Origin of the sequence: Diaphorobacter ruginosibacter, from assembly GCF_014395975.1 — a bacterium.
GTDB classification, from domain to species: domain Bacteria; phylum Pseudomonadota; class Gammaproteobacteria; order Burkholderiales; family Burkholderiaceae_C; genus Diaphorobacter_A; species Diaphorobacter_A ruginosibacter.
In genome coordinates this window covers 1,504,274-1,524,487 of sequence record NZ_CP060714.1, presented here as the reverse complement: position 1 = coordinate 1,524,487, position 20,214 = coordinate 1,504,274, and the positions used below count along the sequence as shown (strand labels likewise).

The window sequence follows — 20,214 nt, the reverse complement described above, 5'->3', positions numbered from 1 at the left end:
TGCCGGCCAATACTAGTTTCGAGGCGGGGCAAAACCGCTGCACATGGCTTTGGGGCCCGATCTTCCCGAAAACCCGCTGTCAGCACCATTGGAAAACATTAGCTAATGACCACCATCCGTGTAAAAGAAAACGAACCCTTTGACGTTGCCCTGCGCCGCTTCAAGCGCACCATCGAAAAGCTGGGCCTGCTGACCGACCTGCGCGCTCGCGAGTTCTACGAGAAGCCGACTGCCGAGCGCAAGCGCAAGAAGGCAGCCGCCGTGAAGCGTCACTACAAGCGCGTTCGCAGCATGCAACTGCCCAAGAAGCTGTACTGATCCGTCAGTCAGTTTCGGCGAGTAATCACTACACGCCAAAGCCGCGCTAGGGACGCCAAGCGCGGCTTTTTTATTGGCCCTGGGCATCATCGCCCCGCGTCGTCCGGCGGCTTCCAGGCATGGGAGTCATGCATGAGGAGCCGCAGTACATACGCAAGGAAAACAAGGAGTGGAAACATGAGTCTCAAGGAAAGAATCACTGAGGATATGAAGACGGCGATGCGCGCCAAGGACTCGGAGCGCCTGGGCACCATCCGCCTGCTGCAGGCCGCCATGAAGCAGAAGGAAGTCGACGAACGCATCGAGCTCGATGACACCGCCGTCATCGCCATCGTCGACAAGCTCATCAAGCAGCGCAAGGACAGCATCACCCAGTTCGAGGCCGGTGGCCGCCAGGACCTGGCCGACAAGGAAAAGTCGGAGCTGGCCGTGCTCGAGGTCTACCTGCCCGCACGCATGTCCGCCGAAGAAGTGACTGCCGCCGTCAAGGCCATCGTGGCCGAGCTGGGCGCATCCGGCCCCGGCGACATGGGCAAGGTCATGGGCGCCGTCAAGTCCCGCCTCGCGGGCAAGGCAGATATGGGACAGGTCTCCGCCGCCGTGAAGGCTGCGCTCGCGGGCTGATCGCCCTCGCGCCGGCATCCGCCGCCGGGCGGCCTGGGTGCAAGCTCAGGCCCCACCGGTGGATGCCGCCCCCGGCAGCGGCAGGCTCAGGCTGCGCTTGAGGGTGCCGAGCGCAATCGAGGTATTGAAGCGCCGGATGTTCTGGTCACCGTCGAACAGACGCCGCGTGATCGCCTGGTATTCCTGCATGTCGGCGGCTGCCACGATCAGCAGATAATCCGTGTCACCCGTCACGTTGTAGCACTGCTGCACCGCCACCTCCGCCGCGACGCGCGCACGGAATTGCGCGGTGAGGGCATCGAGCTCGTTCACCAGTTGCACGCTGATGAAGATGGTCAGCGGCAGGCCGACCGCCTCCGGGTCCAAGACGGCCGCATTGGCCGCAATCACGCCACTGTCCTGCAGCCTGCGGATGCGCCGCTGCACGGCGGCAGGAGACAGGTGCACCCGCTCCGCAATCTCGCGCTGCGGCGTGAGATTGTCGGCCTGCAGGATGGCCAGAATGGCCAGGTCAAACGAATCCAGGGCTGTATTCACGTGCGGTGCATCCGTCGTTCGATAGAGTGAAAATTGCGTCAGGCCGGTCAAAAACAGGCAAATTACCACCGGCTGTCGAAATAATATCCCGTCCATGTCAAACACACTGTGGCAGCGGCTGCTGCCTTCGCTGGCCGTGCTCGGCTCGGTCACCTCGCTGTGCGTGGGGACGAGCTTTGCCAAACACCTCTTTCCCGTGATCGGCGCCCAGGGGACGACCGCGCTGCGCGTGGGTTTCTCGGCCCTGCTGCTGCTTGCCATCTGGCGGCCCTGGCGCTTCGGCCCCACACGCGCCAATCTTGCGCAGATCGCGGTCTTCGGTGCCGTGCTGGGCCTGATGAACCTGTTGTTCTACATGGCGATCAAGCGCCTGCCGTTCGGCATCACGGTGGCCATCGAGTTCATCGGCCCGTTGTCGGTGGCGGTCTGGACATCGCGCCGCATGCTCGACCTGGTGTGGCTTGCCCTTGCCGTGCTCGGCCTGTTCCTGCTGCTGATCCTGCCGCTGTTCGGCGTGCAGGTGGGGGCGCTGGATCCGGTCGGCTTGCTGCTGGCGATTGCGGCCTCTGCCTGCTGGGCAGGCTACATCGTGCTCGGCAAGCGCGCCGGCAGGATGCATGGCGGCATGGTGGTGTCGCTGGGCCTGCTCTCGGCAGCCGTCGTCGTGGTGCCGTTCGGCATCGCCGAGGCGGGCGCAAAGCTGCTCACACCCTCCTTGCTGATCTACGGGCTCGCGGTAGCGGCCGTCTCGAGCGCCATTCCATACTCCCTCGAGATGTTCGCCCTCAAGCGGATGTCGCACAGCGGCTTCTCGACCATGCTGGCCACCGAACCCGCCGTGGCCGCATTGGCCGGCATGCTGCTGCTGAACGAGCAGCTCACCGTGATCCAGTGGACCGCCATCGGCGTCATCATGATCGCCGCCATGGGTAGTGCACTCACCGCGCGCCCGCAGGAGACCCAGCCCCAGGTTGCCGAAGGAAAGCTGGCCGCCCCCGCCTGAGCCGCTGAAAGACGGAAGGGAAGGCCGCCCAACCGTCACTCGGAGGCCGGCAGATGGCTTGCAAAGTACTCCTGCAGGAACTCCACGCAGACCCGCACCTTCGCCGACACCTGCAGCCGGGTGGGGTAGACGGCCCACACGTTCGCCTCCTGGCGCCACGCGGGCAGCACCTGCATGAGCCGTCCGGTGCGCAGATGCTCGCCCACGTCCCACATCGAGCGCAACGCAATACCGCGCCCGTCGAGCGCCCATTGCACCACCACCTCGCCGTGATTGGATGACAGCGGCCCGGTCACCTTCACACTTTGCTCGGCCGCACCGGACTTGAGCCGCCACACGCCGAACGGATGGTCACGCTCCTTGATGACAAGGCAGTCATGCGCCGCCAGGTCGCTCAACTGCCTGGGAGCGGGTCGCCTGGCCAGATAGGCCGGTGCGGCGCACAGCACACGGTGGTTGCTTCCCAGCCGCCGCGCGATCAGATGCGGGGCGATCTCGTCACCCACGCGCACGTCCAGATCGAAGCCCTCCGCCGCCACGTCGATGAGCCGGTCGACCAGTTCCAGCCGGACCTGCAGCAGGGGGTATTTCTCCACCAGGCTGGACAGCGCGGGCGCCACGATCAGCCGACCAAAGCCGAAGCTGCAGCTCACACGCAACGTGCCGCGCGGTTCACGTCGCGTGACCGCGACCTCCTGCATCAGCTGGTCCATGTCGTCGAGCACGCGCTGCGCCCAGTGAAACACGCGCTCCCCCTCCTCCGTGACCGCAACACGCCGCGTCGTGCGGTGCAGGAGCCGGGTCGCCAGCGTCTCCTCCAGCACGCGGATGCGCTTGCTCACGTAGGCAGGCGATGCGCCCAGTTCCTCGGCAGCGGCGGAGAACCCCGCCTTGCGCACCACGGTGGCAAAGACGCGCAGGTCATGAGGGTCTGGAAAATTATTCACGAACTGGAAAATATAAGACGCCGATCCGTCTATTTTATTCATTGCGTTTTTAGTGGAAACTCAAGGGCATTCGCCATTCATCCCTTTCAAGTCACACGAGGCATACCGTCCATGAACACCCCCGTCGCACAGAAAACCCATCGCATCGCCGTCCTGCCGGGTGACGGCATCGGCCGCGAAGTCATGCCCGAGGGGCTGCGCGCCGTCGAGGCGGCGGCGAAGAAGTTCGGCCTGCACCTCGAATTCGCGCATTTCGACTGGGCACACTGCGACTACTATGCCCGGCACGGCCAGATGATGCCCGACGACTGGAAGGCGCAGCTGCAGGGCTTCGACGCACTGTTCTTCGGCGCGGTGGGCTGGCCTGCCACCGTGCCCGACCACGTCTCGCTGTGGGGCTCGCTGCTCAAGTTCCGCCGCGAGTTCGACCAGTACATCAACCTGCGCCCGGTACGCCTGTTCGAAGGCGTGCCCTGCCCGCTCGCCGGTCGCAAGCCCGGCGACATCGACTATTACGTGGTGCGCGAGAACACCGAGGGCGAGTACACCTCGCTCGGCGGCGTGATGTTCGAAGGCACCGACCGCGAGATCGTCATCCAGGAGTCGGTCTACTCGCGCAAGGGAGCGGACCGGCTGCTCCGGTACGCCTTCGATCTGGCGCAAAGCCGCACGAAGAAGCACGTCACGCTCGCCACCAAGAGCAACGGCATCGCCATCAGCATGCCGTGGTGGGACAAGCGTGCGGAAGACGTGGCAAAGGACTATCCGGAGATCACGCTCGACAAGCAGCACATCGACATCCTGACCGCCCGCTTCGTGCTGCAGCCGGGCCGCTTCGACGTGGTGGCCGCCACCAACCTGTTCGGCGACATCCTCTCCGACCTCGGCCCCGCCACCACCGGCACCATCGGCCTCGCACCGTCGGCCAACCTGAACCCGGACCGCACCTTCCCGTCGCTGTTCGAGCCCGTGCATGGGTCCGCGCCCGACATCTACGGCAGGAACATCGCCAACCCCATCGCGATGATCTGGTCGGGCGCCCTGATGCTGGATTTCCTCACCCACGGCGAAGGCGCCGGCCGCGCCGCACATGACGCGATCCTGAAGGCCATCGAGGACGTGATCAAGACCGGACCGCACACGCCGGACCTGGGCGGCACGGCGAACACCACGCAGATCGGCGAGGCGGTTGCGGCGCGGATCGCCGCGCTCTGAAGCGGGCCGCGCCACTCCGCGCGGCGGCTCCTCAACTCCTGGCCGGAGCGGCCCCGGCCTCCGCCAGGGGCATCTCCCGCTCCCTGTTGCGCAGGCACCAGGCCAGCACGGTCGCGACGCAGAACAGCACCAGCACCGTGCAGAGCGTGAACCGCAGGCCGCGCGCATCGGAGAGCATGCCGAAGAGCGGCGCGACCATGCCGCCGATCGACATCGCCAGTCCCAGGGTCAGCCCGCTGGCCGTTGCCTGGTTGCGCGGCAGGTAGTCCTGGGCGAGTGTGACCTGTGCCGCAAAGGGCAGGAACAGCATCACCCCCAGGGCCAGCGTGCACAGCCATGCAAGTGCGGGCGTTCCGGCCAGCGCGAGGCCGGCCAGTGCGGGAATCGCCAGCAGATAGCCCGCACGGATGGAGCGCATGCGTCCCCACCGGTCGCCCACCCAGCCGCCCAGCAGCGTGCCCGCGGCGCCGGCGGCGGTGAACGTGGTGAGCGTTGCGGCGCCCTGAAACGATGTGCCGCCCAGCTCGCGCGTGACATACAGCGCAATCATCGAGATCACCGTGACATAGGGAATCGACCAGCCGACGATGACCGCGCACAGCAGCCAGAACGCGCGCCAGTCGTTGCGCGCCTGCGGCGCAACCCTGCGTGCGGCGGTGTTGCCGGCGGCGGACGCCGCCCGCGCGTCATGGCGCGTGCAGCCCCACCAGACCAGCAGCATGACAAGTGCCGGCGCAGCCAGCAACCAGCTGCGGCCGAGCATGCCGCCTCCGACGATCAGGGCCGCCAGCACCGGAGCGAAGGAGGCCCCCATCGTGCCCCCCACCGAAAACACGCTCATCGCCTTCTGCGACGTCCCGCCGGCCATCCGCGCGGCAACGGTCGCGGGCGGATGGAATGCGGCGATGCCGAGCCCGCAGAGCGCAGCGGCAAGCCAGCTCATCCAGTAGCTGCCGCTCATGCCCATCAGCATGAGTCCGAGCGCGGCCACACAGAAGCCAAGCGGCACCATCCAGGGCCTCGGCTCGCGGTCGGCGTACAGGCCGAACAGCGGCTGGATCACGCTGGACAGACCCGACGCCGCGAGCATCAGACCGCTCACCGCCGTATAGCTGTAGCCGCGTTCGAGCACCATGAACGGCAGCAGCGCGGGAACCAGCCCCTGGTAGAGATCGTTGACCGCGTGGGTCGAGGTGAGCAGTGCAAGGCGTGAGCGATTCATGGGCGCGCTCCTTTGGCGCAAGCGGATGCCGAGGGACTCGAAGGCATGGAAATTCCTTGTGACGGACGGATGGATGAATGAAAAGGTTGAACGGATGAACTTGAACGAACGCGTTCGATCGTAGAAATCACCCGGCCTGCATTCACACGAGGAAATCACATCAATCGTCGAGAAACTGACAAAATGCCCGTAACCCCTCCATCCACCCCGCCATGCCCGCCCGACAACGCCCATCCAGGCACACCGCCCTGCCCGGTGCCGCCATGCCACGCTCCGAGCCCGACCCGCTCGCGCACCCGCTGCACGGCGAACACACCTCCCATCCGGTGGTCGCCTACGCGTCGGACAACGAAGCGGACTCCTACATCGAGCCGCACAACCACAGGCGAGGCCAATTGCTCCATGCCACCACTGGCGTGATGCTGGTGCGCGCCGCGGAGGGCAGCTGGGTCGTTCCACCGGGCTGCGCCGTCTGGGTTCCTCCCGGTGTGGTGCACGACATCCGCATGGCATCGGGGCCCGTGGCCATGCGCACCGTGTTCGTCGAGCCCGACCTGCGCGCGGGCCAGCTGTGGGCGCACTGCCAGGTCATCCAGGTAACGCCACTGCTGCGCGAACTGGTGATTGCCGCGGTGGACCTGGATCTGGACTTTGCCCCGGGCGGCCGCGAGGAACGCCTGCTCACGCTGATCCTGGACGAAATCGAACGCGCCAGGCCGCTTGCGCTGCACGTGCCCATGCCGCAGCATCCGGCCCTGCTGCGCACATGCCGCAAATTCATCGAGGAACCGTCACAACCCGTCAGCGTCGAGGCCTGGGCCGAGGGACTGCACATGCATCCGCGCACGCTGGCGCGCCTGTTCGCGCGCGAGACCGGGCTGAACCTCGGCGCCTGGTGCAGGCAGGCGCGGCTGTTGCTCTCGGTGCCCATGCTTGCCGCCGGCGCCAGCGTGCTGCAGGCAGCGCTGGCACATGGCTACGACAGTCCGAGCGCATTCACCGCCGCGTTTCGCCACAGCTTCGGCCAAACCCCGAGCGCCCTGCAGCGCAGCGCGCGAGGAAGTGCGGTGGCACAGGATGCCATGCAGGGCCGTGATGGCGATCCGGCCTAGAACGCCGTCCACAGCCCCGCGCTGTCCTTCTCCCGCACCTTGAAGTTCGCCAGTTCGTTCTTCAGCCACAGGGCACCGGCCGACAGCCGCTGGCCCTTGTTCCACAACAGGTCCACGGCCACCAGCCAGTCGGTGTTGGGATAGGCCTCGAGGCGCAGTTCCACAAGCTGCCCCTCCTCCAGTTCGCGCAGGATCATGGTGCGCGGCAGCGTGGCCCAGCCGATGCCCGCCTTCACCATCTCCAGCATGGCCGTGTAGCTCACGGCACGCCAGCAGCGCGGGGCGGCCAGGTACTCGGAGCTCGGCAGGCGTTCGCCCAACGCGCTGAACGCCAGTCTCCGGTGCTTGCGCAGCTGCGCGAAGCTCACGCGCTGCGGAGCGGCCAGAGGGTGTTCGCGCGCCACCACATGCGACATCACCAACTTGCCCATCTGCACGAAACCGATGGAGCGCTCGTACTGCGGCTGCGAGAACGCCACGCCCAGTTGGACGCCGCCGTCATGCACCTGCGCACTCACGTCACCGTCGAGCGAGTTGCGGATGTCCAGGTCCACGAAGGGAAACTGCTGCGCAAATGCGAGCAGCAGCGGCATCAGCACGTTGTAGGGCACCTCGATGGCAAGCGTGATGCGCGCTTCGTTGGCCTCGCCCAGGCTCTGCGCATGGCCGTCCAGCAGCAGGCAGCTCTCCATCACATCGTGCGCCTCGCGCAGCAGGCGCCTGCCGCTCTCCGTCATCACGGGAACCTTGGTGCTGCGATCGAACAGCAGCACGTTCCAGTCCGCCTCCAGATTGGCGATCGCGGTGCTTACCGACGACTGCGTCCGCCCCATCTGCCGCGCGGCCTCCGAGAACGATCCGGCCTTGGCGATGGCCGCGAATATCTGCAACTGCTCCAGCGAATACGCCATTCACTTCCCCTTTGGTCGCCTGATCAATCCATCCAATTTATAGATGGATACCAATTTTGACAATAGATCCATCAGATCGATCATCCGCTCCGGGAAACAAGAACGAAGCCCAAGCACAGGAGACATCGCATGAACTCACCCACATCACCCACGCATCCGGTGGATGCCATACTCCCCTTGCAGCAGATGGCGAGCTTCGGCCTGCAGCACGTTCTGGTGCTCTATGCCGGCGCCGTGGCGGTGCCGCTGATCCTCGGCGCCGCATTGGGACTGAACCCCGAACAGGTGGTCCTGCTCATCAACGCCAACCTGCTCACCTCGGGCGTCGCCACGCTGATCCAGACGATCGGATTCTGGAAGTTCGGTGCGCGGCTGCCGCTGGTGCAGGCGTGTTCATTCATCGCGCTTGCCCCGATGATCATGATCGGCAAGGAATACGGCCTGCCCTATGTCTTCGGCGCCGTGATCGCGGGTGGAGCCATCACCATCGCCGTGGCGCCGCTCATCAGCCGCATGCTGCGCTACTTCCCGCCCGTGGTGATCGGCAGCCTGATTGCGGTGATCGGCATATCGCTGATGCCCGCCGCCGCGATCTGGCTTGGTGGCGGCAACCCGGATGCCCCGGACTTCGGGAGCGTCCCGAACCTGCTGCTCGGGCTCGTCACCATCGCCGTCACGCTGTTCATCTATGCCCGTTTCAAGGGCTTCGTCGGCAACGTCGCCGTGCTGCTCGGACTCATCGCCGGCACCGTGATCGCGGCGATCTTCGGCTACACCAACTTCAGCCAGATCTCGCAGGTGCCCTGGTTCGACCTGAGCCCGCCACTCGCCTTCGGCATGCCGCAATTCGGTGCCATGCCGGTGCTGATCATGACGCTCGCCATGATGGTCATCATGGCCGAGACCACCGGCAACTGCCTGGCCATCGGCCAGATCGTCGGCCGGCCCACCACCCAGCTCACGCTGGCCAATGCGTTCCGCGCCGACGGGCTGTCGACGATCCTTGGGGGCATCTTCAACAGCTTCCCCTACAACGCGTTCACGCAGAACACCGGGCTGATCGCGCTCTCCGGGATCAAGAGCCGGTACGTGGTCGCGGCCGCAGGCGCCATCATGATCCTGATGGGACTGTTCCCCAAGCTCGGAGCACTGATCGCCTCCGTGCCTCGGCCCGTGCTGGGCGGCTGCGCGATCGTGATGTTCGGAATGACCACCGTGGCCGGAATCCAGGAACTCTCGCGCGTGAAGTTCGACGGCACGAAGAACGCGATCGTCGTCGCCGTGTCGATCAGCGTGGGCGTCCTGCCGATGTCGTTTCCGTCGCTGTTTGCGCATTTCGCCGGACCGCTCAAGCTGATACTCGAAAGCGGGATCTTCCTGGCCGCCTTCACGGCCGTGGTGCTCAACCTCCTGCTCAACGGTGCGCACTCCGCCGATTCCATGCAGGCGGATGAAGCCCACGCGCATGACACCGCTCCCACCACCCATCCGAGCCTTCCAGGCTCGGCCCCATGATCCCGGAAAGGACACACCGATGAACGACAACAACACTGCGCTGAACACGCAGGAGCTGGATCTGCTGCGCAACGCCATTGCACTCTCCGCCGCATCGCGCGCGCATGGCCGCCACCCGTTCGCGGCCCTGGTGGCCAGAGCGAATGGAGAGATCGTCAGCACCGCCGAGAACAACTCGATGCCGCCCGAGGGCGACCCGACGCAACATGCCGAACTGGTGGCCGCCGCCCGCGCGGCCCGGCTGTTGCCGCCCGAGGAGCTGGCCGACTGCACGCTCTACACCAGCGCGGAGCCCTGCGCAATGTGCGCGGGAGCGGTCTACTGGACGGGCATCGGGCGCGTGGTCTACGCGCTGTCCGAACACAAGTTGCTGGGCCTGACGGGCGACCACCCCGAGAACCCGACGTTCTCGCTGCCCTGCCGCGAGGTGTTCGCCCGCGGGCAGCGCGATGTGCAGGTGATCGGCCCCCTGCTGGAAGATGAGGCGGCCGAGCCCCACCGGGGCTTCTGGTCGAAGTGACCCGGCCCGGCCGCGCCTGTCACATCAGGCTGTCGGCCCAGATGTTCTGCGCCCAGTTCCAGGCGTAGACGCCTTCGATATCGGACGGAGCGGCGGACACGCCGCCCGACCCGGGGACCGTCTTGTAGGTCTTGTCCTTGGCGTCGTAGAGATGGACCGATGCGACGTGGATCACCTGCTTGTCGCTGACGTAGCTGTAGCAGGTGTTGGTGAGCAGCGGCGTCTCGGCCACGGACAGGCCCGTGAGCTGCGCCACGACAGCGGCGGCAGCCACCTTCGCATGCGCATTGGCCATGTGCCCCGACTTTGGCATGCCGGGCGCGATCTGGATCGAATCGCCGATCACATGCACGTCCTTGGCCACGGTCGATTCAAAGGTCTGGTAGTCCACCAGGCACCAGCGCGCGTTCGCCGTGGCAAGGCCCGACTGCACCGCGATCGCACCCGCGCGCATCGGCGGCAGCACGTTGAGCACGTCGGCGCGCACGTCGTTCTGCACGTCGAACTTGACCGTATTGGCCTTGGCATCCACCGCCACGGCCTTGTGCTCCGGGCGGTACTCGATGATGCCCTTGTACTGCTCGGCCCAGTACTTCTTGAACAGCGGTCCCTTGGACGTGACATCCTGGTTCGCGTCGAGAATCAGCACCTTGGACTTGGGCTTGTGCTGCTTGAAGTAATGCGCCACCTGGCTTGCACGCTCGTAGGGGCCGGGTGGGCAGCGGTAGGGAGCCTCCGGGATGGCGATGGCATAGACGCCGCCATCGCGCATGGATTCGAGCTGCCGGCGCAGTGCCACCGTCTCGGGGCCGGCCTTCCATGCCTGCAGGATCGCGCCGCTGCGATTGGCGGCCTCGAGGCCCTCCACGCCGCTCCACATCAGGTCGATGCCCGGCGAGAGGATGAGCTTGTCATAGGGCAGCGACTGGCCGCCAGCGAGCTGGACCGTCTTCTTCTGCGGATCGATGGACTTCACCCAGTCCTTCACGCGGCGCACGCCGTGGCGCGACTCCAGCGCCGCGTAGCTCGTGGTCACGTCGGCGATCGACTTGCTGCCTCCCAGCACCAGGTTGGAGAGCGGGCAGGACACGAAACTGTCCTGTGGCTCCACCAGCGTCACATCGACGCGCTGGCTGGAAAGCAGCCGCACATACTTGGCCGCCGTGGCTCCGCCGAAACCACCGCCTACCACGACCACACGGGCCTTGGCACCGCCGACCGCCGCGGACTGGCCCGCGCATCCGCTCAGGGCACCCAGGGTTCCCAGGGCGCCCACCGAAGCCGACGCCTTCAAGAGATCACGTCTTTGCATGATGATGTCCTCCAGTTGTTCCTTCAGGGTTTCTGGGCGGCGAAGTAATCCGCCAGCGTCTTGATCTGTTCATCGCTCAGCCCCTTGGCCAGCTGATGCATCACCGTGGAATCGGGGCGCTTGCCCGCCTTGGCCTCGGTGAGTGCGGCGATCATCCGGTCGGCGGGCATGCCTGCCAGCACGGCCAGCGCCGAGCCGGAGACCGCCTTCCCGTCGGTGCCGTGGCAGGCAGCGCAATTGGCCGCCAGTTGCCGCACATGCAGTGCGCGCGACGCATCGGCATTGCCGGCCTGCGCCATCGACGCTCCAGCGCCAAACAGCACGGTCAGGCCGACCGCACCGAGCGAGAGGGTTCGGATCAGTTTCATGGTGGGGCTCCCTTGTCGTCATCGGAGGACTGGCGCACATGCGCTCGATGCCACCGAAGAGCTTTCAATGTAGGAAGCGCCGCACGCGCATGATTAGGGGTTAACCCCTGTTTTCAGCTTCGAGCGATCAGGAACGCGCCCCATCCCGCACCCAGCGCCGGACATCCACCCCCACCCGCCGTGCCATGCACTGGATCCATCGCCTGGCTGTCTCCTTTTTGCTACTTAATCCCCTGATTTCGATCGTACTTCGCTCATTTTTTCAGGCCCTCGCTTGCACCTTTGCGCCAGCACGATCCACAATCGCGCCTTGCCCTGTAGTGCCAGTCCATCGTTCGGCCGGCACGCAGTCGCAGCACAGCCTCCGGCCCGCCATTGCGGAAGATCCCGCTGCTGCACCAGCACCCGACGTTCCTGTTCCGGGAGATGCCCATGACCTTGTTCCTGATCCACACCACTCAACCCTGACGCGCCTCCATCCGCACCGGCTGGCCCCGCGCGTCGCATGAACTTTCATTCATCGGTCGCGTAACTGCCTGCTCGGGAGCACAAGGCCCGCAGCCGTGCGTTCGCACCTGCCGGTTTTCACGGAGCGCACATGAGTGCAAAAACCTTCTCGCGCGATTTCGCGCTGGGACAAACCAAGAAACTTCGCCGCATGCGCCAGCCCCTGGTCATGCAGCTTCCACCACCCACGCCGCGCAACCACGTGGCGCATGCACTGACCCTGCGTGCGTCCTCGGGCGCCGCGGGCAAGCACATCCGCAGCCAGGGCGCGCAGCGCCGTGCGGACAAGGTGGCACTGCGAAAGCAGACGGCGGACATTCGCAGCCTGAAGAACCAGGACTGAGGCAACAACAGGAATACATGGAAACCATGACAACAACTTTCGGCCATCCCGTGCAGGAAGCTGCGGACGACGCAGCCTCTCCACACCCGTTGAGCATGCGGCCTGGGAGCAGTTCGCCCGTGCGCAGTTGCCAGACAGTTGCCAGGCCCGGGCGGCGAAGCTGCGATAGAGTCGGACGCATGAACGCCCTTCACACGGATACCGCGCACGCCGCGCCATCGGTTGGCCACCTCGTGCGCGACTGGCGCCAGCGGCGACGCCTGAGCCAGATGGAGCTCGCGCTCGATGCCGGGCTGTCCACCCGGCACCTGAGCTTCATCGAGACCGGCCGGTCGCGGCCCAGCGCCGAGTTGCTGATGGCGGTGGCGCACCGGCTTGACGTGCCGCTTCGCGAGCGCAACACCATGCTGCTGGCCGCGGGCTACGCACCGCGCTATGCGCAGCGCAATCTCCAGTCGCCCGACATGCGCCCCGTGCACGAGGCGCTCACGCGCCTGCTCGATGCGCACCAGCCCTATCCCGCGCTGGTGCTCGACAGGCACTGGAACGTGGTGCTAGCCAATCGTGCGGCGATGGCGCTGGCGGCGATGCTGCCCGCTGCGCTGCGCGAGCCCACGCTCAACATCTATCGCGCCTCGCTGCATCCGGATGGCCTCGCCCGCTACACCCGCAACCTGCAGGACTGGGCGCAGCACCTGCTGGCGAACCTGCGCCGCTCCATCGACAGCAGCGGCGACCCCGCGCTGCTGGCGCTGGAGGCCGAGGTGCTGGCCTACCCGTGCCTGAAGGACGCGCCGCGCCAGATTTCCGCCCCTGCGGAGCCGCAGCCGCTGCTCGTGCCCTGCCTGCTGGATCTGCCGGAAGTCAGCCTCTCGCTGTTCACCACGGTCACGAGCTTCGGCACGCCCCGGGACGTGACCCTGCAGGAGCTCTGCGTGGAAATGTTCTATCCGGCCGATGCGGCCAGCGAGCGCGCGCTGCGGGCGATGGCGGACCAGTAGCCGTCTCATCGAGCGCCGTCGCATGACCTCCGAGGTAATCGACGGAAAGCGCCGCCATTCCTAAAGTGACTCCTGACCCGGGCATGTTGCCCGCTTTCAAGGAGATCCCATGTCGAACATTGCCAATCATCCGGGCCTCAAGACCATCCTGCGGCTCGACGCCGTCACCTGCGCGGCCGTCGCTGCTCTGCAACTCGCGCTGCCGGGGCAGCTCCATGCCTGGCTCGGCATCGCCCCCGCCCTGCTGATCGGCAGCGCGGTATTCCTCCTGGCCTATGTAGCGCTGCTGCTCGTGATGGCCCGCGCCGGGAGCCTCTGGAACTGGCTGCTGCAATGCGTCGTGATCGGCAACGTGGGCTGGGGCATCGGCTGCCTGGTCCTCGCGCTGGCACTGCCCGGCACCACGGCGCTGGGCAAGGGCTATCTGGCCGTTCAGGCCCTCTGCGTGTTCGTGATCGCTGCCTGGCAGTGGCGCGCCGGTCTTCAGGGCCGCCCGTCCTTTCCAGCGGCCCGGCACGCCTGAGAAGCCCGGGAATCCAGCAGGGCCGGCGCGCAGCCGGCCCGGGCATGCCGTCAGCTTCCGGCGACCTTCATCCTGTCGATGAGTACCGATCCCACGGTCTTCGCCCCGTAGTTGTAGGCATCCGCGCCGACCGCAACGATGCCGGCAAACATGTCCTTGAGGTTGCCCGCGATGGTGATTTCCTGCACCGGGAAGGCAATCTTGCCGTTCTCCACCCAGAAGCCGCTGGCGCCGCGCGAGTAGTCGCCGGTCACGTAGTTCACGCCCTGACCCATCAGTTCGATCACGAACAAGCCGGTTCCCAGCTTCTTCAGCATGGCGTCGAGATCGTCTCCCGCATGCGTGAGGCGCGACGTGAGTGCCAGATTGTGCGACCCGCCGGCATTGCCGGTGGTCTTCATGCCCAGCTTGCGGGCCGAGTAGCTGGAGAGGAAATAGCCCTCCACGCGGCCTGCATCGACGACCTTGCGGGCCTGTACGCGCACGCCCTCGTCGTCATACGGCGAGCTGCCCTTGCCACCCCGGATGAACGGGTCCTCGGCAATGTCGATGTGGGCAGGGAAGATGTCCTTGCCCAGCGAATCGACCAGGAAGCTGCTCTTGCGGTACAGCGCACCGCCGCTCACGGCCTGCACGAAGCCTCCCAGCAAGCCGGCGGCCGCGGGCGACTCGAACAGCACCGGGCACTCGGTGGTGCGGACCTTGCGGCTGCCCAGGCGGCTCAGGGCGCGCTCGGCGGCGTAGCGGCCAATGACGGCGGGCGCCGCCAGGTCGCCCGCGCTGCGCATGGAGCTGTACCACGCATCCCGCTGCATTTCGGCATTCCGCCCCGGCAGCGCTGCGATCGGCGCAACCGACACGCTGTGGCGCGAACTGGCGTAGCCGCCCCGGAAACCGCGCGTGTGGGCACTGAAGAACTGGCTCTGCTGGGCCGAGACCCCCGCGCCCTCGCTGTTGGTGATGCGCCGGCTGGTGGCGAACGCAGCCGCCTCGCACTCCAGCGCCAGGCGCGCAGCCTCCTCGCTGCTCACGTCCCAGGGGTGGAACAAGTCCAGGTCGCGGTGGCTGCCCTCGGGGGCAATATCCTCTGCATCCGGAAGGCCGGCCACCGGGTCTTCTGCAGTGAAGCGGGCAATGTCGTAAGCTGCCTGCACCGTGCGCTCCACCGCCTGTGCGGAGAAATCCGACGTGCTGGCGTTGCCGCGCCGATGGCCGATGTAGACGGTCACGCCCAGCGACTTGTCGCGATTGCGCTCCACCGTCTCCAGTTCACCTTTTCGCACGCTCACGCTCAATCCGCAGGCTTCCGAGGCATCGGCACCGGCGTCCGTTGCGCCCAGCTTCTTGGCATGGGCCAGCGCCTGGTCAACCAGGTCCGCAAAGAAATCTCGGGTGTAGCTGAAGCCGCTTTCGGGTTGAGACCCTGCGGCGCTCTTGGCGTTGGAAGGTGATTTTTTCATATCGGCGGCTATGATACTTGCCACTTTGAGCCCCTGCCGGGCGCATGTCCGAATCCATGCGCGACGCTTCGGGGCCCGCTACAGACCACTTTCATGTCACGCAAACCCAAAAAAGGCTATTTTGTTCGCGGTCAGTTCGTTGCCGAAGGCAGCGAGCTCGACCTGCAGCTGAAAGCCGAACTCAAGGGAACCGAAGGTTCCACCAAGACCGATCTCAAGCGCGAGAGCGATGAGCTCCAGGACCTGGGCGCCGAGCTGCTCACCCTGCGCACCGACCTTTTCAACCGACTGAGCCTGCCGGAGAAGCTGCAGGAGGCGCTGGCCGAGGCCAAGCGCATCACCAACTTCGAAGGCAAGCGCCGCCAGATGCAGTACGTCGGCAAGCTCATGCGCAAGCTCGAGGATGCCGAGGTGCAGGCCGTGCGCGCCGCACTCGACGAACAGCGCAACGGCTCCGCCGCCGAGAAGCTCCAGCTGCACCTGGCCGAGCAGTGGCGCGACCGCCTGATAGCGCACGAGGAATCCCTTGCCATCTGGCTCGACCAGTTCCCGCGCACCGACATCCAGCAGATCCGCGCGCTGATCCGCCAGGCCCGCAAGGACGCCCCCGCCCAGGACAAGGCCGCCGAATCGCAAGGCCTTGCGCCACGCAAGGGCCGCGCCTACCGCGAGCTGTTCCAGCTGGTGCGCGAGCAACTGGACAACGCGGCAGAAGAAGCCAACACCGAATCACGCGAAGACGACGCCTGACCTCATGACGACCACATCCTCCACCGACACGTCCGCTCTGCCCGCCCTGCCAGCCACGCCCGAGCGCGTGAAGATCGGCGTGGTGTCGATCAGCGACCGCGCGAGCTCCGGGGTCTATGTCGACAAGGGACTGCCTGCGCTGAAGGAATGGCTTGGGGCCGCGCTGCACAACCCGATCGACTTCGTGGAGCGCCTGATTCCCGACGAACAGGACGGCATCAGCGCCGCGTTGATCGACCTGGTGGATGCCGGCTGTTCGCTGGTGCTCACCACCGGCGGCACCGGCCCGGCCCCGCGCGACGTGACGCCCGAGGCGACGCTCGCCGTGGCCGACAAGGAGATGCCGGGCTTCGGCGAGCAGATGCGCCAGATCAGCCTCGCCTTCGTGCCCACCGCGATCCTGTCGCGCCAGGTCGCCGTCATCCGCGGCAAGAGCCTGATCATCAACCTGCCCGGCCAGCCCAAGGCCATCGCCGAGACGCTGCAGGGCCTGAAGGCCGCCGACGGCACGCAGAAGGTCAACGGCATCTTTGCCGCCGTGCCGTATTGCATCGACCTGATCGGCGGCCCCTACCTCGAGACCCGGGACGAGGTCTGCAAGGGGTTCCGCCCGAAAACAGCGATTCGCACACGCGCCTGAACTGCTTTCTGGAAGTGCCCCTCCCCCAAAAGCCGCTGCAGCCCCCTGCAGCGGCTTTTCTGTTCACGGCTCATGGCACGGAGGAAAGTGCCCTAAGGCCAGGCGGATCAGCCTCGCAACACTCCCTTGCGGCGGCGCGAGCGCATCCAGGCCAGCGCACCCACGGCCCATGACAGGCCCACGACGGCGCCCGCCCCCAGCGACGGGACCGGCGTCGCGGTGCCCACGGGCGGAGCCGCCTTCGTCACGCCCACGCCGCCCGGATCGACGATGGAGCCATTGGCCTGCAGGTCGTTGTCGCCATCCTCGCCATCGGTCAGCGTGAGCACCACCTTGTTGCCGCTGATCGTGGCATTCGGATACTCGTACCAGTGCGGCTGGGCATGGCTCCGGGTCTTGCCGAACTTGTAGTACCTGGCATTCGCCGGCAGTGCCTCGGGATAGGTCAGCTCGACCACGGCCTGCCGGCCCGCCTCGCCACCGCGCACCGTGAAGCTGGTCACGCCGAACGGGAAGCTCACGTTATCGGGCGCGCCCGTCGCAGCGGCCACCGACAGGGCAGCACCCGCATCGAATGCCCACAGCCCCGAGCCGCCGCCGCTCACCGTCGCCTGCAGGACGCCGCTCTTGCCGACGGCGGCCAGCGAGGCCTCGGCGGGCAGCGGCACGAAGGTGAAGTTCACCGTGCAGCGGCCGCTGATGATGCCCGTGGTGTAGACCGTGCGGTCGTCATTCCACGTGCCCGCCGGGCAATCGCCCGCAGGCAGTGCGCCGGTCACGGCATAGCCCGGCTGCGCCGTGACGGTGCAGGCGCTGGCCTGTCCGGGCACCGCGCTGCCGCATGCCACCTTGCCGCCGCTGGCCGAGTTGGCGTTGCCCAGCACGTTGCCCTCGCCGTCGCCCACCACCAGTGTGACGGGCCTGGAGACGATCACATAGCTGTGGGTGCCGTCGCCCATCTTGTAGCGGTAGCCGGGCAGCACGATGGCCGTTCCCGCGCTGGTGAAGCGGATCGCGCCATCGCTCGGAGCCTCGGCCTGGGCCGTGCCGCCCAGCAGCACAAGCTCGTTGGCGCGGGCCTGGATCGTCTCACCGACCTGCGTGGTCAGGTTCACGCTCAGCGACGTCGGTTCGTTCAGCGCAATCTTCCCGGGCAGCGCCGCAGGGGATATCTCCACCGGAAAGTCCGATGCCCACTTGGCATAGTCCGTGGTGAGGCCGTTCGTACCCCAGCTGTAGAACTTGTAGAAGTCGTTCGAATTGTTGAGCGTCCATGGCCAGAACGTGGTGCCGCGGTGCTTGGCCGCCTCCATCGTGGCGCGCGCAAGGCCGCCGTACGAAGGGTTGAACGTGGAGTTGTTGGCCTGCGTGTCGTTGAGGATCGTGCGCACGTCGTTGAGCACGTTGCCCGACCCGGCGGCACCGCCGAGAAAGCCGAGCGCGAGCTCCGGGATCTCCGAGGTGCTGAGCTTCATCTGCGCGGGCAGGAACGAGATCGCGATCGACTGGTCGGCCACGTCCTCCTCGGCCATCTCCTTCTTCAGCTGCGTCACCACGGCGGGCGTCGCGCTCTTGATCTCGATGAAATGGGTGATCGGCTTGTCCTTGAATGCCCGGAAGTACTCGCGCATCGTCGGCACCTGCCAGCCCTTGGTCTTGGACCTCAGTTCCTTCACCTGTGCAAGCGTCATGGCCTCGATACGGCCCGTGCCGCCCGTCATCGTGCGGTCGACCGTTTCGTCATGCATGATGACGAGATGGCCGTCGGTGGTGATGTAGATGTCGTTTTCCACGGCATCGGCGCCTGCGGCCACGGCGGCCTTGGCTCCCTCGAGCGTGTTCTCGTCGTTTTCGCCGCCTGCCGGCATGCCGCGATGGCCGACGACCAGCGGCTTGCGCAGCAGGGTATTGGCCGGCAACCGGCGCATGACGTCCGCAAACACCGTGCTGTCGCTGGCCACCACGCCGTTCACGCCCGTGGTCAGCACCTGTGCCGCCTGCTCTGCGGTCGTCGCATCGGACTGCGCCCACACGGTGACCAGCAGGCGCTGCAGATGCGCGACGAATTCGCGCTGAACCAGATGCGCCGGCAGCAGTGCGATCTTCGCGCCCGCGCGGTTCGTGTCTCCACTGATCTTGAGCAGCGACTCGTTGCCGCCCGAGAGCCCCGCCGCGGAGAAATCGACGGCGGTGCGAATGCCGGGCAGTTGCCTGCGCGCATAGCTCAGCACCTGCACGTCGCTGGACAGGAAGGTGATGTCGGAGAGCGCATGCACGTCATTGGAGAACGCGAGCAAGGCGTCGACGGTCGCCTTGTCCTGGATGCGCACGACGGGAACGGTCACGCGCCTGGCCTGCGCGAACAGGTCCCTGAGCGTGCCGAGGCTGCGGCCATCGGCGCTGGCGAGGTTGAGCGCGCTGTCCAGGGTGAACAGCGAGTTGCTCGAGCCGTCGCCCTCGCTGGACGCAAGCGTCGACATCGACCGCACCAGGGTCGGAGCCATCGAGGCGGCGGTTCCCGTTTCCTGCACCGCCACCGGCATGTCGAGCTCGGGCAGCGGTGTGAGCTGCTCGGTCACCTTGTAGCTCTTCACGCGCATCCTGGTACCTGCGGTCTGCATGCCGACGCCGCCCTTCTCCAGGCCGGCATGGATGGTGGTGTCCTGCTGAAGGACACCATTGAGATACTGGCGGACGCGGTCGCCATGCACGATCACCGTGGCGGTATAGGTTCTGGTGCTGTCGATCTTCTCGGTGAATGCCTTCTTGTCCGGTACCTGCCACCCGCCGCTGCGGCGCACGGCGAATTCGGTCCCGTTGGCCAGCATCGCGTTCTGGCGGATCGCGAACTGGTGATAGGGCTCATAGTTGGGCGTGTTCGCCTGTGGCGAGGTACGGTACATGATGCTCGCCCAGCGGCCGTCGTTGTTGACGGCATCCATCGTGAAATCCATGTCCACGCGGTAGTTCGACAGGCTTTCGAGCTCCGCCGGCAGGATCACCGCCGTCATGTTGGTGGAATCCTTGGTACCGTCGATGATCAGGTTGCCGGTGGCGGGGTCGATGCCGACCGTACCCTTGTTCCAGGCGGGAGTGCGCCAGCCCGCCGGAAGCGCTGTCGCCAACTTGTCGCTGAATACTTCGTTGGCATATACCTTGCCATTCGCATCGGCCTTCAGCAGCCTGGCGTCCAGCGCCATCCGTGCCTTGGCGGGGCTGCCCGCCTTCAGTGGCACCATCTCGGTTGCCGCCTGGGTGCTTGCCATCGAACAGGCGAGCAGCGTTGCCATCGCTGCCGCCAGAGTAGTCTGTCGCATTTCTATGCCCTCGTTGAAAACGGGCGAGTCTTTCAACCGGGTGTGACAACGTTGTTATCAATTCATGAA

20 protein-coding genes are annotated in these 20,214 nt (G+C 66.2%); 12 read left to right on the top strand and 8 right to left on the bottom strand.

The annotated features are described in order from the left end of the window. The first annotated feature begins 105 nt into the window (after positions 1-105). Together rpsU and H9K76_RS06940 are read left to right on the top strand one after the other, a co-directional pair. A complete protein-coding gene (rpsU, locus tag H9K76_RS06945) occupies positions 106-318 on the top strand; it encodes a 30S ribosomal protein S21 (RefSeq protein WP_007833691.1) in 213 nt (70 codons plus the stop codon). Positions 319-495: 177 nt separating this feature from the next. Next, positions 496-942, top strand: a complete 447-nt coding sequence (locus H9K76_RS06940) for a GatB/YqeY domain-containing protein (protein WP_187599061.1) — start codon at positions 496-498, stop codon at positions 940-942. A gap of 45 nt (positions 943-987) precedes the next feature. Here the strand turns inward: H9K76_RS06940 and H9K76_RS06935 are convergent, their stop codons facing one another. Next, positions 988-1,479, bottom strand: coding sequence for an Lrp/AsnC family transcriptional regulator (locus H9K76_RS06935; protein ID WP_246475352.1), 492 nt, complete (start codon positions 1,477-1,479; stop codon positions 988-990). 94 nt (positions 1,480-1,573) lie between these two features. Between H9K76_RS06935 and H9K76_RS06930 the strand changes: the two genes are divergently transcribed. After that, entirely contained in the window at positions 1,574-2,482 is a 909-nt protein-coding gene (locus tag H9K76_RS06930) for an EamA family transporter (protein ID WP_187599059.1), read from the top strand. A gap of 35 nt (positions 2,483-2,517) precedes the next feature. Here H9K76_RS06930 and H9K76_RS06925 read toward each other — a convergent pair whose 3' ends face one another. Then, complete coding sequence (locus tag H9K76_RS06925; RefSeq protein ID WP_187599058.1) at positions 2,518-3,429, bottom strand: LysR substrate-binding domain-containing protein; 912 nt, start codon at positions 3,427-3,429, stop codon at positions 2,518-2,520. A gap of 111 nt (positions 3,430-3,540) precedes the next feature. On the opposite strand from H9K76_RS06925, the gene H9K76_RS06920 reads away from it, so the two are divergent. After that, positions 3,541-4,644, top strand: a complete 1,104-nt coding sequence (locus H9K76_RS06920) for a tartrate dehydrogenase (protein ID WP_187599056.1) — start codon at positions 3,541-3,543, stop codon at positions 4,642-4,644. 31 nt (positions 4,645-4,675) lie between these two features. Here H9K76_RS06920 and H9K76_RS06915 read toward each other — a convergent pair whose 3' ends face one another. Continuing rightward, entirely contained in the window at positions 4,676-5,866 is a 1,191-nt protein-coding gene (locus H9K76_RS06915) for an MFS transporter (protein WP_187599055.1), read from the bottom strand. A gap of 212 nt (positions 5,867-6,078) precedes the next feature. Here H9K76_RS06915 and H9K76_RS06910 point away from each other — a divergent pair, with 212 nt between their 5' ends. Then, positions 6,079-6,978 carry an AraC family transcriptional regulator gene (locus H9K76_RS06910; RefSeq protein WP_246475351.1) on the top strand — a complete coding sequence of 300 codons (900 nt, stop codon included), beginning with the start codon at positions 6,079-6,081 and terminating at the stop codon, positions 6,976-6,978. On the opposite strand, the gene H9K76_RS06905 is transcribed toward H9K76_RS06910, so the two are convergent. Next, positions 6,975-7,889, bottom strand: a complete 915-nt coding sequence (locus tag H9K76_RS06905; RefSeq protein ID WP_187599054.1) for a LysR family transcriptional regulator — start codon at positions 7,887-7,889, stop codon at positions 6,975-6,977. The genes H9K76_RS06910 and H9K76_RS06905 overlap by 4 nt on opposite strands. Before the next feature lie 129 nt (positions 7,890-8,018). Between H9K76_RS06905 and H9K76_RS06900 the strand changes: the two genes are divergently transcribed. Together H9K76_RS06900 and H9K76_RS06895 are read left to right on the top strand one after the other, a co-directional pair. Then, entirely contained in the window at positions 8,019-9,404 is a 1,386-nt protein-coding gene (locus H9K76_RS06900; RefSeq protein WP_187599052.1) for a nucleobase:cation symporter-2 family protein, read from the top strand. Positions 9,405-9,423: 19 nt separating this feature from the next. After that, positions 9,424-9,924, top strand: coding sequence for a nucleoside deaminase (locus H9K76_RS06895; protein ID WP_187599051.1), 501 nt, complete (start codon positions 9,424-9,426; stop codon positions 9,922-9,924). A 19-nt stretch (positions 9,925-9,943) separates the two neighbouring features. Here H9K76_RS06895 and H9K76_RS06890 read toward each other — a convergent pair whose 3' ends face one another. Next, a complete protein-coding gene (locus H9K76_RS06890) occupies positions 9,944-11,236 on the bottom strand; it encodes an FCSD flavin-binding domain-containing protein (protein ID WP_187599049.1) in 1,293 nt (430 codons plus the stop codon). Positions 11,237-11,259: 23 nt separating this feature from the next. Next, positions 11,260-11,604 (bottom strand): c-type cytochrome, encoded by a 345-nt coding sequence (locus tag H9K76_RS06885; protein ID WP_187599047.1) that lies wholly within the window; start codon positions 11,602-11,604, stop codon positions 11,260-11,262. A gap of 598 nt (positions 11,605-12,202) precedes the next feature. Between H9K76_RS06885 and H9K76_RS06880 the strand changes: the two genes are divergently transcribed. From H9K76_RS06880 to H9K76_RS06870, 3 genes are all read left to right on the top strand, one after another. Continuing rightward, on the top strand, positions 12,203-12,454 hold the full coding sequence (locus tag H9K76_RS06880; RefSeq protein WP_187599045.1) for a hypothetical protein: 252 nt from the start codon (positions 12,203-12,205) through the stop codon (positions 12,452-12,454). Between the two features lie 179 nt (positions 12,455-12,633). Continuing rightward, entirely contained in the window at positions 12,634-13,455 is an 822-nt protein-coding gene (locus tag H9K76_RS06875; protein ID WP_187599043.1) for a helix-turn-helix domain-containing protein, read from the top strand. A 109-nt stretch (positions 13,456-13,564) separates the two neighbouring features. Beyond that, complete coding sequence (locus tag H9K76_RS06870) at positions 13,565-13,978, top strand: hypothetical protein (protein ID WP_187599041.1); 414 nt, start codon at positions 13,565-13,567, stop codon at positions 13,976-13,978. A gap of 50 nt (positions 13,979-14,028) precedes the next feature. Here the strand turns inward: H9K76_RS06870 and pmbA are convergent, their stop codons facing one another. Continuing rightward, positions 14,029-15,438, bottom strand: a complete 1,410-nt coding sequence (gene pmbA / locus H9K76_RS06865) for a metalloprotease PmbA (RefSeq protein ID WP_187599039.1) — start codon at positions 15,436-15,438, stop codon at positions 14,029-14,031. Positions 15,439-15,531: 93 nt separating this feature from the next. On the opposite strand from pmbA, the gene yjgA reads away from it, so the two are divergent. Together yjgA and mog are read left to right on the top strand one after the other, a co-directional pair. Further along, positions 15,532-16,188, top strand: coding sequence for a ribosome biogenesis factor YjgA (gene yjgA / locus H9K76_RS06860; protein ID WP_187599038.1), 657 nt, complete (start codon positions 15,532-15,534; stop codon positions 16,186-16,188). Positions 16,189-16,192: 4 nt separating this feature from the next. Next, a complete protein-coding gene (gene mog, locus H9K76_RS06855; protein WP_187599036.1) occupies positions 16,193-16,828 on the top strand; it encodes a molybdopterin adenylyltransferase in 636 nt (211 codons plus the stop codon). Between the two features lie 107 nt (positions 16,829-16,935). Here mog and H9K76_RS06850 read toward each other — a convergent pair whose 3' ends face one another. Then, positions 16,936-20,145 (bottom strand): choice-of-anchor U domain-containing protein, encoded by a 3,210-nt coding sequence (locus H9K76_RS06850; protein WP_187599034.1) that lies wholly within the window; start codon positions 20,143-20,145, stop codon positions 16,936-16,938. Positions 20,146-20,214: the final 69 nt, after the last annotated feature.